13 protein-coding genes and 1 pseudogene are annotated in these 16,921 nt (G+C 37.5%); 8 read left to right on the top strand and 6 right to left on the bottom strand.

Annotated elements, in window-relative coordinates; translation table 11 throughout:
* Positions 1-53 precede the first annotated feature (53 nt).
* On the top strand, positions 54-2,165 hold the full coding sequence (gene dinG, locus MNY66_RS04130) for an ATP-dependent DNA helicase DinG (protein ID WP_047255691.1): 2,112 nt from the start codon (positions 54-56) through the stop codon (positions 2,163-2,165).
* A 71-nt stretch (positions 2,166-2,236) separates the two neighbouring features.
* Here the strand turns inward: dinG and MNY66_RS04135 are convergent, their stop codons facing one another.
* From MNY66_RS04135 to rhtA, 3 genes are all read right to left on the bottom strand, one after another.
* Complete coding sequence (locus MNY66_RS04135; RefSeq protein ID WP_047255690.1) at positions 2,237-2,455, bottom strand: alkylphosphonate utilization protein; 219 nt, start codon at positions 2,453-2,455, stop codon at positions 2,237-2,239.
* Positions 2,456-2,804: 349 nt separating this feature from the next.
* A complete protein-coding gene (gene dps, locus MNY66_RS04140) occupies positions 2,805-3,311 on the bottom strand; it encodes a DNA starvation/stationary phase protection protein Dps (RefSeq protein WP_047255689.1) in 507 nt (168 codons plus the stop codon).
* 363 nt (positions 3,312-3,674) lie between these two features.
* Entirely contained in the window at positions 3,675-4,559 is an 885-nt protein-coding gene (gene rhtA / locus MNY66_RS04145; RefSeq protein ID WP_047255688.1) for a threonine/homoserine exporter RhtA, read from the bottom strand.
* A 400-nt stretch (positions 4,560-4,959) separates the two neighbouring features.
* Between rhtA and MNY66_RS04150 the strand changes: the two genes are divergently transcribed.
* The 6 genes and pseudogenes from MNY66_RS04150 to MNY66_RS04180 all read left to right on the top strand — a co-directional run bounded on the left by MNY66_RS04150 (position 4,960) and on the right by MNY66_RS04180 (position 12,450).
* Positions 4,960-5,538 carry an LOG family protein gene (locus MNY66_RS04150; protein WP_047255687.1) on the top strand — a complete coding sequence of 193 codons (579 nt, stop codon included), beginning with the start codon at positions 4,960-4,962 and terminating at the stop codon, positions 5,536-5,538.
* 414 nt (positions 5,539-5,952) lie between these two features.
* Positions 5,953-7,551, top strand: a complete 1,599-nt coding sequence (locus tag MNY66_RS04155) for an ABC-F family ATPase (RefSeq protein ID WP_047255686.1) — start codon at positions 5,953-5,955, stop codon at positions 7,549-7,551.
* A gap of 103 nt (positions 7,552-7,654) precedes the next feature.
* Positions 7,655-8,329: pseudogene (locus MNY66_RS18010) on the top strand (transposase family protein); the annotation flags it as partial.
* 387 nt (positions 8,330-8,716) lie between these two features.
* Positions 8,717-9,979, top strand: a complete 1,263-nt coding sequence (locus MNY66_RS04170; RefSeq protein WP_197075999.1) for a NupC/NupG family nucleoside CNT transporter — start codon at positions 8,717-8,719, stop codon at positions 9,977-9,979.
* A 79-nt stretch (positions 9,980-10,058) separates the two neighbouring features.
* Positions 10,059-11,612: a YjjI family glycine radical enzyme gene (locus MNY66_RS04175; protein ID WP_241501480.1), complete on the top strand. Its 1,554-nt coding sequence runs from the start codon at positions 10,059-10,061 to the stop codon at positions 11,610-11,612.
* A complete protein-coding gene (locus tag MNY66_RS04180; RefSeq protein WP_241501481.1) occupies positions 11,584-12,450 on the top strand; it encodes a YjjW family glycine radical enzyme activase in 867 nt (288 codons plus the stop codon). Before MNY66_RS04175 ends, MNY66_RS04180 begins: the two co-directional genes overlap by 29 nt.
* Before the next feature lie 767 nt (positions 12,451-13,217).
* On the opposite strand, the gene MNY66_RS04185 is transcribed toward MNY66_RS04180, so the two are convergent.
* From MNY66_RS04185 to moeA, 3 genes are all read right to left on the bottom strand, one after another.
* Positions 13,218-13,550: a DUF1622 domain-containing protein gene (locus MNY66_RS04185; RefSeq protein ID WP_047255682.1), complete on the bottom strand. Its 333-nt coding sequence runs from the start codon at positions 13,548-13,550 to the stop codon at positions 13,218-13,220.
* Between the two features lie 172 nt (positions 13,551-13,722).
* Positions 13,723-14,478 carry a molybdopterin-synthase adenylyltransferase MoeB gene (gene moeB, locus MNY66_RS04190; protein WP_047255791.1) on the bottom strand — a complete coding sequence of 252 codons (756 nt, stop codon included), beginning with the start codon at positions 14,476-14,478 and terminating at the stop codon, positions 13,723-13,725.
* 28 nt (positions 14,479-14,506) lie between these two features.
* A complete protein-coding gene (gene moeA / locus MNY66_RS04195) occupies positions 14,507-15,748 on the bottom strand; it encodes a molybdopterin molybdotransferase MoeA (protein ID WP_047255681.1) in 1,242 nt (413 codons plus the stop codon).
* A gap of 512 nt (positions 15,749-16,260) precedes the next feature.
* Here moeA and folE point away from each other — a divergent pair.
* A complete protein-coding gene (folE, locus tag MNY66_RS04200; protein ID WP_053908994.1) occupies positions 16,261-16,920 on the top strand; it encodes a GTP cyclohydrolase I FolE in 660 nt (219 codons plus the stop codon).
* Position 16,921 lies beyond the last annotated feature (1 nt).

Consider the following 16,921-nt stretch of genomic DNA (forward strand, 5'->3'; position numbering starts at 1 on the left):
AATTGAGAATGGTATATGCCATTCTTATCAATATTGAATATTCAACGAGTTCTATGCCTCTTTCCGGAAAAGTTAAAGATCAGATAACCGAATGGTATAAAGGGTTATCACAACAGATAGACGGATTTATCCCTCGAGCACCTCAGCGCAAAATGATAGCAGAGGTCGCTAAAACGTTTGCCAGTGAAGAAGGACGTCATCTGGTGATTGAAGCACCAACTGGAGTAGGAAAAACACTCTCCTATCTGATCCCCGGTATTGCGGTTAGCCGTGAAGAAAAAAAACCTTTAGTGGTGAGTACGGCAAATGTGGCATTACAAGATCAAATTTTCAGTAAAGATTTGCCATTACTTAAAAAAATCATTCCAGATCTTAAGTTTACCGGTGCATTTGGCCGTGCTCGTTATGTTTGCCCACGTAATATGGCGGCGATTTGTGCTGCCGAGGGTGAACAAATTGATTTAATGTTTTTGGTTGAGGATAAAGCTGAAATTGCCAGTAGCGAAGAGCGTACACTGTGCCAGCAACTGCGAAACGATTTTCATAGTTTTGCATGGGACGGATTGCGAGATCATCATAAACGCTCTTTAAGTGACAGTTTGTGGCGCAAAATTAGTACTGATAAAATGAACTGTTTGGGGCGCAATTGCCAATATTATCAAAATTGCCCATTTTTTTTGGCCCGTCGAGAAATAGAAAATGCAGATGTAATTGTTGCTAATCACGCCTTGGTTATGGCCGCGATGGAAAATGACTCAGTATTACCTGAAGCTAAAAATTTATTGCTGGTTTTAGATGAAGGACATCATATTCCGGATGTCGCCCGTGATGCATTAGAAGTCGAAGCTGAAATTACGCTCCCCCATTTATTGGCACAATTGGACAGTTTTACCCTGCATGTTAGTCAATATGTTGCACAATTTCAGCCCGCTAAGCCGCCAAAATTAAGTGATCCCCATAAGTTACACGATCATGCAGAAAAATTACGTAGTAGTTTTAATGAATTATCGATGTTAGCTAATGCCTTTTTGCCAGAAACCAGCGCGGAGAATGAATATTTATTTGCTCTTGGTCAATTACCTGAAACATTACAGAATTGTTGTCAGTTATTATTTCGTTTAACTGACAGTTTTCGTGGCTTAGCAGAAGCAATATTGAATGATTTAAATGAACAAACGGCGAAGCAAGATATTGTTCGTTTACATCGAGCTATTTTATTGACGAGTCGCTCTGTCGGTTATTTTGAAAATATGGCTAAATTATGGCGTTTAGCGGGTTTAGAGCAAGCCTCGGGGGCACCGGTATCAAAATGGTTAAGCCGACGTTATGAAAAAAATCAATCTCGCATTTTCTTCCATTGTGCCGGCATTCGAGTGAGTGATCAGTTAAATCAGTTATTATGGCGAAAAATACCGCATGTGGTGGTGACCTCTGCCACGCTACGATCGCTTAATAGCTATTCTCGATTACAGGAATTAACTGGATTATCTGAGCATAGCGATGACCGTTTTATTACTTTAGATTCCCCCTTTGATCATGTTAATCAAGGAAAATTAGTTATTCCTAAAATGATTAATGAGCCAACAATTCATAATGAAGCAGAACATTTAAAGGAGATGGCAGCCTATTTTCGCGCATCGTTAGCGCAGGGCGAACATCGTGGGATCTTAATGCTATTTAGTAGTCAACGGGCGATGGAAGGCTTTCTAACTCATGTGACCGATCTACGATTACAATTATTAGTGCAGGGCGATCAACCCCGTTACCGTTTAGTCGAAACTCATTGTCAGCGTATCGATGAGGGCCAAACCAGTGTATTGATTGGGCTACAATCTTTTTCTGAAGGACTTGATTTAAAAGGTGATTATCTAACACAAGTGCATATTCATAAAATTGCTTTCCCTCCTATTACTAATCCAGTCATTATTACGGAGGGTGAATGGTTGAAATCACTTAAGCGCTATCCTTTTGAAGTACAGAGTTTGCCTAGCGCGTCATTTAGTTTGATACAACAGACTGGGCGTCTTATTCGTAGCCATCATTGTCATGGTGAGATAGTTATTTACGATAAGAGGTTAGTGACAAAAAATTATGGGAAGAGATTACTAAACTCACTGCCTATTTTTCCGATTGAGCGGGCAGAAATGCCGAAACCTAAAGATTGAGTTTATTGGAATTAGAATAAAAAAGATGAAAAAAATCAGTTGAACGGTTTTTTTCATCTTCATAGAAACAATTATACTTTTTTCAAGAACTCGGTTTTTAGTACCAATCCTTTAATTTTATCCGCATTACATTCAATCTCGCCTTCACGATTAGTCAGGCGAATATTTTTGATCGTTGTCCCGCGTTTTAATGTCTTAGATGTACCTTTTACTTTCAGGTCTTTGATTACTTGTACGGTATCGCCATCATTTAATACCGTGCCATTGCTGTCTTTAACGTCGAAATCCATTGATTTTATCCTTAAACTTTGAATGGTTAAATGTTGATTATAAACAAACTTAGTTATTTTATAAAGCTTAGGAAGGAAAACTTATTAATAAGTACTATTTATATCACTATTGATGATTTTGTATGATTAAAATTAGCGATGATAAATAATAAAATAATTCAGAATATAGCACTAGATTCACTAAGATTCGACTATCACGTCTAGGTTATTATTTTTAAGCTAGTAAAATTCACTGAGTAGGCTATTTATATAAGTTATACTCTTCTATTGTCGCATTCGTTTTATTCAAGAAAAAGCCACACTAAAGTGTGGCTTTAAATGAAAAAATTAGATAAAAATCAATTAACGATTATGATTCAATATTGGCTTCTAAAAACCAGAGGAATTTATCTAAATCGCGTGATGCTGCTGTAAATATATCTGCAGTATCTTCATCACGGACTGTTTCAATCGCTTTACGAATATCATTAGCAACAACAGCATAGCGGTCTGCAAGAGCTTTAATATGTTGTTGGACATCATGAATATCTGTTGGGTACGCTTCTAAGCTTGTGCGTTTATTGATAGTCTGTGTGGTACCTAGCGCGGTTCCACCTAATTGTACTGCTCGCTCAGCAAATTCATCCAGATGATCAACGATAGTACTGCGGAAGCCATCTAACATCTCATGTACAGCAATGAAATTACGGCCGCGCATGTTCCAATGTGCTTGTTTCGTGATTAAAGAAAGATCAATAAACTGGACCAACATATGGTTAAGAATTTCGATAGTTTCTAATTTGACACTTTCTTCAATATCGTTACGGGTATATAGCATTTCGGATTGTGGTGCTTTAACTAATTTAGCGGTGCTCATTATTGTTCTCCCTTACTTAATGAATAAGTGATTTAACTATTTATCTGTGAATAAATATAATGCCGAATAGCTAATTTGTCATATAGTTATATGCTATTAAATTGATAGCTAAAATTGATTATATTTAAAATTAATAAGATAAATATGAATACACCATGCTATTAAAGAGATAATATATCAAGGGAAGTTAAGCTTATTTACAAACTAATGACATAAATATAATTATAAACATAAATTTAAATCTATGAGTTATATTCTTTATTATTTTATGAGCTTATAATTCATATATATATAATATTTATAAAAAATTCTGTAAATACAAGATATTTCATATTTACAGAAATGGATCTATTTATGAATAATTTAAATTTCTTCAATCTTAGTTTTGGTTCTAGCTGTGGATGTCGAACCAATAGAGGCGCAGACGATACAGAGTAAAGCTAGCCATTGGGTCATTGTAAGATGCTCATTGAGGAATACAATGCCTAAAAATGCTCCCATGCAAGGTTCTAAGCTCATTAAGGTGCCAAAGGTTTTTGCAGGCAGTTTGGTTAACGCAATCATTTCTAAAGTATAAGGAAATGCTGTTGATAATACAGCAACGGCTAATGCTAAAGGCAATATAGACAGATCAAACATTAATTCCGCCCCTGTTTGCATTAAGCCAAGAGGAAAGAAAATCATTGCAGAAATAAATGATCCGATAGCGACGGTTGCGGTACCATAACCTGCGCCAGCGCGTTTACCAAAGATAATATATAGTGCCCAACAGACACCTGCGCCTAATGCATAGAGCGCACCAAGTAAGTCAAGTTGTTGAATATTATCGCCAATAGGTAATAGAAAGAGTAAACCAGCAATAACTAGCCCAATCCATAAAAAATCGATAGGACGACGTGATGAAAACATTGCGACAGCCAGTGGCCCGGTAAACTCAAGTGCGACAGCAATCCCTAAAGGAATTCGTTCTAACGATAAATAAAACAGATAATTCATGATCCCAAGAGAAAGACCATAAGCGAATAATGGAAATAGAGAATTTCTTCGATATTTTAGACGCCATGGCTTGAATATTGCACATAGAATAATTGTAGCGAGTAATAAACGTAGCCCTGTCACACCGGGCGCACCGATGATAGGGAACAGCGTTTTTGCAAGCGACGCACCACTTTGAATCGACATCATTGCAATGAGCAATAAGAACACAGGGAGTAGCGGAGTAAGACGTTTTTTCCAACTGGCTGACATGTATGACAAAGCCTCGAAAGCTGAGTGATATAATATTAAATAGCTTATTTATTGTAAAATGATGATACTGACTATTCATAAAAAGAATTGTCAAAAATAAAACCATCAGAAATAGCGCTATGAAATTTCAAACAAATTAAGTTATTTTTGCTAGCAAAAATTTTGCCGATTATGCCATAAAATGATGAAAGATAATATTGAGATTTAGGTTCACGATAATAAATCTAAAGCCATCAAAGAAAATTCCCCCATTAGAACTGACCTGTCAATGAGTCAAGTTTGACGGTAGATTTAATCTTGTTCCTCATCGTAATATTTAATGGCCTAAATATGATTGATTGAGCTTGGCGTTTGCTAACGTATAATAAAGTAAAATTGCACAACATAACGTGAGGATATAATGAAAAAAATAACCAGCATTGCTGTTTATTGTGGCTCTAGTTTGGGTAATTCTGAGATTTATCAACAGCAGGCTATCGCTTTTGCTAAAGAGATGGTTAAGCGGGATATTACTCTGGTTTATGGTGGTGCAAGCGTGGGTATTATGGGACTGATTGCCGATACTGTTTTAAGCTTAGGCGGAACAGTGATTGGCGTTATTCCTGCCTTATTAGAAGAACGCGAGATTTCACATAATAATCTGACCCAATTATACAAAGTAGATACCATGCACCAGCGTAAAAATAAAATGATTGAGTTGGCTGATGGTTTTGTGGCATTACCAGGAGGCTATGGTACATTGGAAGAGTATAGCGAGGTATTTACTTGGAGCCAAATTGGCTTACATACTAAACCTTGTGCCTTGTTAAATATTAATAATTTCTGGCAACCACTAATTGATATGACTAACAAAATGGCAGATGAAGGTTTTCTGCATGAAAAATATCGTCATATGGCGATTGTTGACGATAATCCGGCCCGAATATTTGATCAGTTTGAAACTTATATTGCACCCGCAGTAAAAACTTACAGTAAATAATATTTTTTAGATTTAAGAGAGGTATATTAAATATACTTCTTTTTATCTTATTACAAATTAAGTTAATTATTATTAATAAGCTATATTAATAACCACGTTGAGAAATATTTATTAAATTTAGAATAAACATTTCTATATTTTATTATGTTGAGATAAATATAAAATAAGCTATTAAACGAGTTTATTATAGCAGTTTAGTATCAATCATATTTATGCTGGCATGTCGACAGACAAGCATCTTTACGCCCGAACAAGTCAATTTTAGCACGTAGTTTGATAGCTAAACACGGTGAAATATAGTGAAACATTCTGTTTGATTAATCAGCGGGAGATCTCTGTTGATGGTTGTGGCATAATGCGCCGCTATTTGATGATGTTTCGATCCCGCTAGGGGTCAAGTAAAAGAGTGTAGATGTGTTAACGACAAATAATATCACTATGCAGTTTGGCAGTAAGCCACTGTTTGAAAATATATCCATAAAATTTGGTACGGGCAACCGTTATGGCCTTATCGGTGCGAACGGTGCAGGTAAATCAACTTTTATGAAGATCTTAGGTGGCGATCTGACTCCTTCAGCGGGTAATGTCAGTACCACTGATCCAAATGAGCGTATTGGTAAATTACGTCAGGATCAATTTGCTTTTGAAGAATTTACGGTGCTTGATACCGTCATCATGGGTCATACGGAACTGTGGGAAGTTAAACAGGAACGTGATCGTATTTATGCGATGGCAGAAATGAGCGAAGAAGATGGCTATCGTGTCGCCGATCTGGAAGTTGCGTATGGTGAAATGGATGGCTACAGTGCTGAAGCTCGCGCTGGCGAATTACTGTTAGGTGTCGGTATTCCTGTTGAACAGCATTATGGCATGATGAGCGAAGTTGCTCCTGGCTGGAAATTACGTGTCCTGTTAGCTCAGGCTCTGTTCTCTGATCCAGATATCTTGTTATTAGATGAGCCGACTAATAACTTGGATATTGATACTATCCGTTGGTTGGAGCAAGTACTGAACGACCGTAGTTGCACTATGATTATCATTTCGCATGATAGACATTTTCTGAATACAGTCTGTACGCATATGGCAGATTTAGATTACGGTGCATTGCGCTTTTTCACCGGTAACTATGACGAATATATGATTGCAGCAACACAAGCGCGTGAGCGTTTGATGGCAGATAACTCAAAGAAAAAAGCCCAAATAGCTGAGCTGCAATCATTTGTTAGCCGTTTTAGTGCTAATGCCTCTAAATCAAAACAAGCTACCTCGCGTGCTCGTCAAATTGATAAAATTCAATTGGAAGAAGTCAAAGCGTCTAGCCGCCAGAATCCATTTATTCGTTTTGAACAAGAGAAAAAATTGTTCCGTAATGCTTTGGAATTAGAAGCGTTAACCAAAGGTTATGATCAAGGTCCATTGTTTAAAAATGTCAATATGTTGGTTGAAGTTGGCGATAAAGTCGCGGTTATCGGTGCCAATGGTATTGGTAAAACCACTTTCTTAAAAACGTTAGTCGGTTCTTTATTACCGGATAGCGGCACAGTAAAATGGTCTGAAAATAGCCAAATTGGCTATTATGCTCAAGATCACGCAGAAGACTTTGATTGCGATCTAACCGTATTTGACTGGATGAGCCAGTGGAAAAAAGCCGGTGATGATGAGCAAGCGGTTCGTAGTATTCTTGGTCGTTTATTATTCAGCCAAGATGATATTAAGAAAAAAGTGCGTGTCCTTTCTGGTGGAGAGCAAGGCCGGATGTTATTTGGTAAGCTAATGATGTTAGAGCCAAATATTCTTATTATGGATGAGCCAACCAACCATTTGGATATGGAATCAATTGAATCATTAAATATGGCTCTTGAGTTATACCAAGGGACGTTAATTTTTGTTTCTCATGATCGTGAATTTGTGAGTTCACTTGCTAGTCGAGTTATCGAAATCAAAGAAGATAAAGTAATTGATTTCAGAGGTACGTATAGTGAATATTTGGCCAGTCAAGGCGTGGTTGAATAATCAATATTTACGCATAAAAAGTCCCCTTGAGGGGCTTTTTTTATAGTTATTGACCCGTCCTAAATAAGGTTGACATTTTTCCAACTTAAAATTGGAGAGTGTAATGAAACCAACAAGTAAACGAACTCAACGTGATTATCCCCTAGCCTTTAAATTGACGGTCGTTGACCAAGTAGAAAAAGGCGAATTCACCTATAAACAAGCTCAATATCAATATGGCATACAAGATCGTTCTACCGTTTTGGTTTGGCTTCGTAAACATGGTATTAGATTGGTCGAAAGATACGCCCAACGCTCTTTATAAAGGTGCTGCTATGATCCAATCTTCTGAGCAATAAACACCCGAACAACGCATTAAAGCGCTCGAAAAAGAACTTGAAGAAGCTCAGCTTAAAGCCGATTTCTTTGAAGCCGTTGTTAAAGTTATGGATAGAGATTTCTGCGTCCGCTTGTCAAAAAAGCGCAAAGCCGAGTTATTGAAGAAAAAACGGTTGAAAGACTCACAATAACGACCGCATGTCGCTTGATGAAAATTAGTCGGCAAACCTATTACAAACGCCAAGATACGTCTGAAGAACGAAAAAAAACAGACGCCATTATTGTCGGTGCTGTTAAAGATGAACGCATTTTTCAACCCAGATTGGGAGGACGCAAGTTATATTTTATTTTAAAACAAAAACAATTAGTTATTGGCCGAGACCGACTATTTTCTTTATTGAAAGAACATCGGTTACTTGTCCCTACTAAACGCGCTTACCATCGAACAACCCATTCGCATCCGATAAAAGAGCCATTCTAAGCTCCTCCGGTGTTCACTTTTGTCGTATACACGGTCACTTTTCATCAGCAGGCTGTGGAGCTTATGCTATTGTTTATCTGTTAACATTGTTCTCTGCATGGTGGTTTATTTTTGTTTTGTGGTGAATCTAATTATATCGAATCATCATGTCACTTAATTAACATGCTAAAAAGATCAACAGCCCTAGTGAAAATTTTTATAAAAAATAATCACGATCTACTTCACAATATCACACGCTAATTATCTAATTATCTGTTTCTATTGATTTTTATCAATGTCAGCCAGCTCAGTTTACGATTATATCTTTGTTTAAATAAAATGATTCTAATATTTAATTAGTTGCAAGGGCTATATATGGCTTCAATGATGAGTGTGCTAGGAATGGTAACTTTAATTGTTATAGCGATTATTTTTTCTAATAATCGGAGAGCAATTAATAAAAGAACGGTCATTGGTGCTTTTTTATTACAAGTTTCATTAGGTGCTTTTGTTCTTTATATCCCAGCTGGACGAAAGGTATTAGCTGCGTTATCTGATGGTATTTCTAATATCATTGCATATGGTGAAGTAGGAACTCAGTTTATATTCGGTGGCTTAGTCTCAGATAAAATGTTTGAATTATTTGGCGGTGGTGGTTTTATTTTTGCATTACGAGTTTTACCTGCGATTGTTTTTTTCTCTTCTTTAATTGCTGTCTTATATTATTTAGGTGCTATGACGTTTATTATTAATTTAATTGGTGGTGGTTTACACAAATTATTAGGGACGTCACGCACTGAATCTTTATCGGCAACTGCAAATATTTTTGTTGGGTTAACAGAAGCGCCATTGGTTATTCGACCTTATATTTCTACCATGACACGATCTGAATTATTTGCGGTTATGTGTGGTGGTGCGGCATCTATTGCTGGTTCAATTTTAGCTGGATATGCTTTATTAGGAATTCAATTAGAGTATTTACTTGCCGCATCCTTTATGGCTGCACCGGGCGGATTATTTTTTGCTAAATTGCTTGAGCCTGAAACGGAAGAACCTCAGCCTATTAGTTTATCAAATAAATTAATGGCTGAGGAAAAACCGGAAAATGTGATTGATGCTGCAGCTAGTGGTGCCGCTTCTGGTATGCAATTAGCATTAAATGTCGGTGCCATGTTATTAGCATTTATTGCATTAATAGCGTTAATTAATGGGGTATTAGGCTATGTCGGTAGTGTATTTGGCTATACCGGTTTGTCTTTGGAATTAATATTAGGTTGGATATTTTCCCCGCTGGCTTTTTTATTAGGCATCCCTTGGGAGGATGCGCATATTGCGGGTTCTCTGATTGGACAAAAATTTATTTTAAATGAATTTGTAGCTTTCTCTAATTTAAGTCCTTATTTACAACCTGATGCCGACGTTGCTGCTATGGGGTTACAGGTTATTTCAGAACATACAAAAGCAGTAATCTCATTTGCATTATGTGGTTTTGCTAATATTGCCGCGGTCGCTATTCTATTAGGAGGTATCGGTAGTCTAGCGCCTAATCGTCGAAAAGATGTAGCGCAGTTAGGGTTTAAAGCGATATGTGCAGGAACACTATCTAATTTAATGAGTGCGGCATTGGCAAGCTTTTTCTTATTGCTATAAATCTATTCCAGATAATGGCTGCTAAGCTCAATTATCTAGGGAATGCTGCATCTTCAAGAGTAAGAGGAAATAATAAATAATGAATCGTAAACAGCCATTATCAGATTATCAGTCGCGTTGTTTAGCTATTGTAACTGACCCGATATTGTCGCCGAAACAAAAAGCACATTTTTTATCACTAGAGGCCGAAAATAACATACCTTATCTTTCATTGAGTGCAGAGGCTGAAACCGCATTAGTGGAGCGGGTTATTTGTGACATGTATGAAGGCAATGCACCTTATAAACCACGCTATGTTTTACCCGATTACACACGTTATTTGCAACAAGGTTCAGAATATTTAGAATTATCTCCGGCTGAAGATTTTGATGATGCTTTAAATATGTTAACTATTATTTATAATCATGTACCTTCGGTAACGGGGATCCCGGTATTTTTAGGTTATTTGGATAGATTATTGATGCCTTATATTGGGCAGCAAACTGAACAGCAACTTTATCAAAAATTAAAACGATTCTGGATAATGCTCGATAGAACCTTACCGGATGCTTTTATGCATGCGAATATAGGACCAGAAGATAATATTATTTGCCGTTTAATTTTAAAAATAGATGCCGAATTAAAACAAGTAGCACCTAATCTTACTTTTGTTTATCGAGCCGATACAACGCCAGAAGATTTATTACTGCAAACAGTGAAAAATATTTGTGAATGCAGTAAGCCACATATTGCTAATGATGAAATTCATGCCGGCGCCTTTGATGAGAAAGGCTATGGTGTGGTGAGTTGTTATAACTCATTACCAATAAATGGCGGAGGTAGTACATTATCGCGTATTAACTTACGTGAGGTTGCGTTACGCAGTAGTAACATTGATGATTTTATGTCACATCAATTACCTAAATATTGCGCGATTCAAATGGAATTAATTAATATCAGAACACAATTTTTATATGAAGATTCTCAATTTTTCCAAACCAGCTTTTTAGTCCACGAAGGATTAATTAAACCAGAGCGCTTTGCACCAATGTTTGGAATTTATGGTATGGCGGAAGCGGTTAATTTATTAATGCAAAAAGAAGGTGTTGAGGCTAAATATGCTCAAGATGCCCAAGCCTCAGCGCTATCGTATAAAATTAGTCAACAATTAAGTGAATATGTAGTTAATACACCGGTCACTTACGGTTTTAATCATCGGGCATTATTGCATGCGCAATCAGGAATTAGCTCAGATCTGCAGACGACGCCAGGGGTGAGGATTCCTTATGGTGAAGAACCTAATCCGGTTGAACATATTATGACTGTTGCACCTCATCATCAATATTACACTTCGGGTATTAGCGATATTTTAACGGTTGATGAAACTATCAAACAAAATCCTCAAGCGATGATGCAGCTGTGCAAAGGAGCCTTTGCCCATGGGATGCGCGAATTCACGGCTAATATTGATAGTAATGATTTAGTGCGTATTACCGGGTATATGGTGAGATTATCTGATATTAATAAATATAAACAATCAGGTTCTCGCATAAATACAACGTGGCTAGGGGATGAAGCTGCAAAAAATTGTCATATTTTAGATCGTCAGCCAAGGGTGATTAGTCGTGAACAAGCGATGCGCTACGATAAATAAAATACTACCTTTTTCCTGTGTCGATGGGCCGGGAAATAGGTTGGTAATTTTTTTACAGGGATGTAATCTCAATTGCTTAAATTGCCATAATCCTTATACCATGACATTTTGTGATAACTGTGGGGATTGTGTCGCGACATGTCCTCACGGTGCACTGAGTTTTCAGAATAATAGGGTGCATTGGGAAAGTGACATTTGCCAGCAATGTGATACCTGTTTACAGACATGTACTAAAAATTCCACCCCGATGACTGGGCAATATTCCTTAGATAGCATACTGGCTATTATTCGCCAGTATTTGGTATTTATTAATGGAATAACGGTGAGCGGAGGTGAGGCAACACTGCAACTTCCGTTTATTATGGCTTTATTTTCGGCCATCAAAAATGCCGATGATTTAAAGCATCTTAGTTGCTTTATTGATAGTAATGGTCATTTATCACTAATGGGCTGGAAAAAAATTATTCCTTATACTGAAGGCACGATGATTGATTTAAAAGCCTGGAAATCAGAGAATGCTCTTTATTTAACCGGTCGCGATAACCAAAAAGTAATTGATAGTATTAAATTTTTAGCCCGCGCTGATAAGCTGTATGAGGTGCGTTTGCTGTATATTCCTGATCAGACTGATTATCTTGAATATATTGATGAATTGTCAGCTTTTTTGTTAACTTTACCGACTGAAACCAGAATTAAAATTAACGCGTTTCAAACCCATGGTGTGACTGGTACAGCAAGTACATGGGCATCGGCAACTAAAGATGAGATTGAATATTTTGCTTCGCTATTAGCTCAGCGTGGTATTCAGAATCTGATTTTACCTCAGATTTATCTTTAATAATTTTTTCGTGTTTAATTGTTAAGTTATGCTTTAAAAATGAGATGAAAATCCAACTAATATGCCTTGTGATTTACTGACAATAGTTTCTTTTGATAGCTCAGGGCTAATCCGCTGATTTTTATAACCGGCGGATAGTTGTTGTATTGTTGGTTAGATCATAATTCAGTCGTGTATTCCACTGCCAACTTGCTTGTGCTATTCAGCGAAAGAGAACTATCAATATAGCCAACTAATGAAATCTTAGGAGTGAGGTGATAACGGAATCGACTCGCAATCACAAGCTCAATACAATCTTTGGACATAGAAATGGAATAATTGTTGAGAGACAAGTCACTATTAAATGTCCAATAACGTATCCCCCTCCTAATAAATCCAAAGATAGATACTGATAATTATTCAATGTAAATCGATAGCCAGAAAGCAGACTAAGTGAGGTATCTTTGAGATTTCCTGAGGCGAATTGTGCGCCAAAGTGAGGTATAGCTACCTAGCTTTTCTTGCTTCGTTTGGCATAATTGAGATCAGCTAATGTAACCCAATGGCTTTTTCTGGCAATGAACTGCAAAAATAAAGCTTGATCCAAGGCCGAGTAAACGTCATAAAATGGGCGTTTTAGTGTCATTGATGAGGTATATGGCGTATTAATCGTATTGGTTACATTCTGCATATAAAGATAAGGTGACAGTTGAAACACTCAATTATTCGCGTGTGCAGGAGCACCGATAGCCAATAGAACATAAGGAATAAAGTTAGAGTAATTATATTTATTCCTTTAACGGCTTCTGTTCAAGTTCTTTGGTGAGAAAATAATTTAAGAAAGTACGTATCACCGCAATAATCGCTAGTTTAATTAGACCATCAAGATCAGGGTCTACTGTAGTAATTAAAATATCGGCGGCTAATTGAAACTCAAGTGCGGTCGCTAGCCAATTACCAAAACAGAAGCGAGCAGCAGAACCTTGTTTCAGCGTTACCAATAAAAATAAGGTCTTAGCTAAGCCAACCACCACACAAATAACAGAAATTGTCTCTAATATTAATTGCAGTACGCCAACACTTGAAACTAATAGTTCGCGGAAAAATATAATATCAGGCACGGTATTTATCTCTATCTACGTGGGTTAAATAATTAGGCTAAATAATAGCTTAGATAACGAGTTAAATGAATAACAAAAACACTTAACTATTATAAAATTAAAGTTTTAAAGATTATCATGATATGGCAGAAAAATAGTTTTGTTGGGCTTTCTGCCATATTATTAATTTAAATTAAGCGTTATTTTGCGTCGCTTGAAGAGCTTTTTGACCGCACACTTCACAATGTGGATCTTTATTCAGAGTGAATTGACGAAACTCCATCGACATCGCATCAAAAAATAGCACTTTTCCGCTGTTCACTTGACCATAATCCGCCAATAATTTAATAGTTTCAATAGCTTCTAATGTACCAATTGTTCCAACAAGAGGTGACATAACTCCAGCTTCTACGCAAGTTAAGCTATTATCACCAAACAGCCGGCTGAGGCAGTGGTAGCAAGGTGTATTTGGTTGATAGGTAAATACACTTAACTGCCCTTCCATGCGGATAGCTGCACCTGAGACCAGCGGTTTTTGCTTAGCAAGACACAGGCGGTTCAACTGTTCACGGATGGCGACATTATCAGTACAATCAACGATGACCTGATGTTGATTAATTAATTCAATCAATTGTTGGTCGTCTAATAACGCATCGATTGTATTAATATGTACGTATGGATTGATAGCATTTAGCTGAGTCTTGGCGGATAACACTTTTGGCATGTCAATAGTGCTATCACGATGTAGGATTTGGCGCTGTAAGTTTGACAAAGATACCGTATCAAAATCGACCAGAGTCAATTTGCCAACGCCAGCAGCGGCAAGATATTGTGCCGCTGCACAGCCTAAGCCACCTAATCCAACCATGAGCACTGAACTTGCTTTGAGTTTCTCCTGACCATCAAAATCGAATCCACGCAAAATAATTTGGCGATTATAGCGGAGCATTTCTTCATGGCTGAGTTCAAGCACTTAATTACTCACTTTTTAATAAATAGTTGAACATTTCGACCTCAACGGTTTCACCTGCGCTGACACGACCACGCTCACGTTCTAACACAATAAAGCAATTGGCTTGACTGAATGAACTGAAAATATGAGAACCTTGATGGCCGGTAGTTGCCACTTGTAATTCACCTTGTTCATTGGTTGAGATTATACCGCGTTGAAAATCTAAACGTCCGGGGCTTTTTTTCAAATCAGAGACAGTTTTTACTTTAAATCTTATCGCCGGACGCCACTGTGCGTGACCAGAAAGACGAGCAATAAGCGGTTGTACTAATTGATAAAAGGTTAATGCTGCGGAAACTGGATTACCCGGTAAGCCACAAAACCAAGCAGAACTAAGCTTACCAAAGGCGAATGGTTTACCCGGTTTAATGGCTAATTTCCAAAAGCCAATTTCTCCGAGTTGGTCTAAAATCAGTTTGGTATAATCGGCTTCGCCGACAGAAACACCGCCACTACTGATGACTAAATCAGCCATTTTATTGGCATTAATAAAGGTTTGTTTTAACTGGTCTGGATTATCAGGAATAACGCCTAAGTCAATGACTTCGCAATTTAATTTATCAAGCATTAAACGTACCGCAAAACGGTTGGTATCATAGATTTGACCATCTTGCAGTGGTACACCTATCGATTGTAATTCATCGCCAGTAGAGAATACGGCCACTTTTAGTCGACGATAGACAGTCAGTTTATCGATACCCAGTGAGGCTATTAGAGGCAGTTCTGCGGTGGACAAGCGAGTACCCACGGGTAATACAATGGCTCCTTGGGCGATATCTTCACCTGCCATACGAACATTATCATTTTTGCGGATTGGCTTGGTGAATATAATACCTTGCTCAGTTTGTTCGGTATTTTCTTGCATCACCACAGTATCAACACCTGTAGGAATGGGGGCTCCTGTCATTATACGTATACAGCTACCGGCGGGAAGTGACGAGAGGAAAGGAGCCCCTGCAAATGCTTTACCGACGATAGGCATTGGTGTGTGACCATCCCACTGTTCGAAACATAAGCCATATCCATCCATTGCTGAATTATTAAATGGTGGAACATTAATAGGGGAAATAATATCAGTGGCCGTAATGCGGTCAGCGGCATCATTAAGAGAAATGGTTTCTGTTTCATGCAAGGGTTGTGGATGCTCGAGTAGTTTTTCAAGAGCTAGTTCAAGTGAAATCAAACCTGCAGTATGGCAATGGTCCATGGTGGCTCCTTGGGGCTTATTATTATTTAATTTAGGGTTCAAACTCTCCCAATAGAACGATCTGCTAAGAGGTATTAGTTGAGCTGTGAATGATGACAGTTATTATGGCAGAGATGAACTATAGGGTGAATCAATTAGCGTGGCTATTCGTGGATTTTAGTTTTTTTTGCGTAGTGCTTGGCAAAGAGAATGTATCATTTAATTTATACTAGATAAATTGATGCTGTGAAGCTCGTAAAATAAGCAATAAGTTATTTATTCCATTGGTAGATAGTTTAGAATTCACGAATTAACAGGTTAGAGATAAGTTATAACCTATATTCGATAAGGTTTTTACAGTAAGTTAATTGATTATTAAGCATAAAATTTTTTATTCAACTAAGAATGATGATTTGTCCAGATAACATGAAATTCTAACACTGGATTATTTGCATCCGCTGTTTTAGAGTAATTAGATAACACCTGCTATTGATATCCATAGAAGATATTGAAACTCATATTTGGAGAAGTGAATGTCATCTCTTAGTAAAGAAGCCGAACTGGTTCATGCGGCGCTGGAAGCCCGGGGACTAGAAACCCCTTTACGTATTCAATCTATTCCGCGAGAAGAGCGTAAGAGTTTGATTGAAGGGCATATGACAGAAATTATGCAGCTACTCAATTTAGATTTAACTGATGATAGCTTAGCTGATACTCCGCGCCGAATTGCTAAAATGTATGTCGATGAAATATTTTCGGGGCTTGATTATGCTAATTTTCCTAAAATTACGCTGATCGAGAATAAAATGAAAGTTGATGAAATGGTTACGGTGCGTGATATCACCATGACCAGTACTTGTGAGCATCATTTTGTGACTATCGACGGTAAGGCCACTGTAGCTTATATCCCTAAAGATAAAGTGATTGGTTTATCTAAAATTAATCGTATCGTACAATTTTTTGCTCAGCGCCCACAAGTTCAAGAACGTTTGACCCAGCAAATATTGACGGCATTACAAACACTATTAGGTACCAATAATGTAGCGGTTTCTATTGATGCAGTTCATTATTGTGTCAAAGCGCGTGGTATTCGAGATGCGACTAGTAGTACTACAACTACCTCATTAGGCGGGTTATTTAAATCTAGCCAAAATACGCGTCAGGAATTTTTACGTGCTGTTCGTCATTTATAAT

Source organism: Moellerella wisconsensis (genome assembly GCF_022592395.1).
Lineage (GTDB): Bacteria > Pseudomonadota > Gammaproteobacteria > Enterobacterales > Enterobacteriaceae > Moellerella > Moellerella wisconsensis.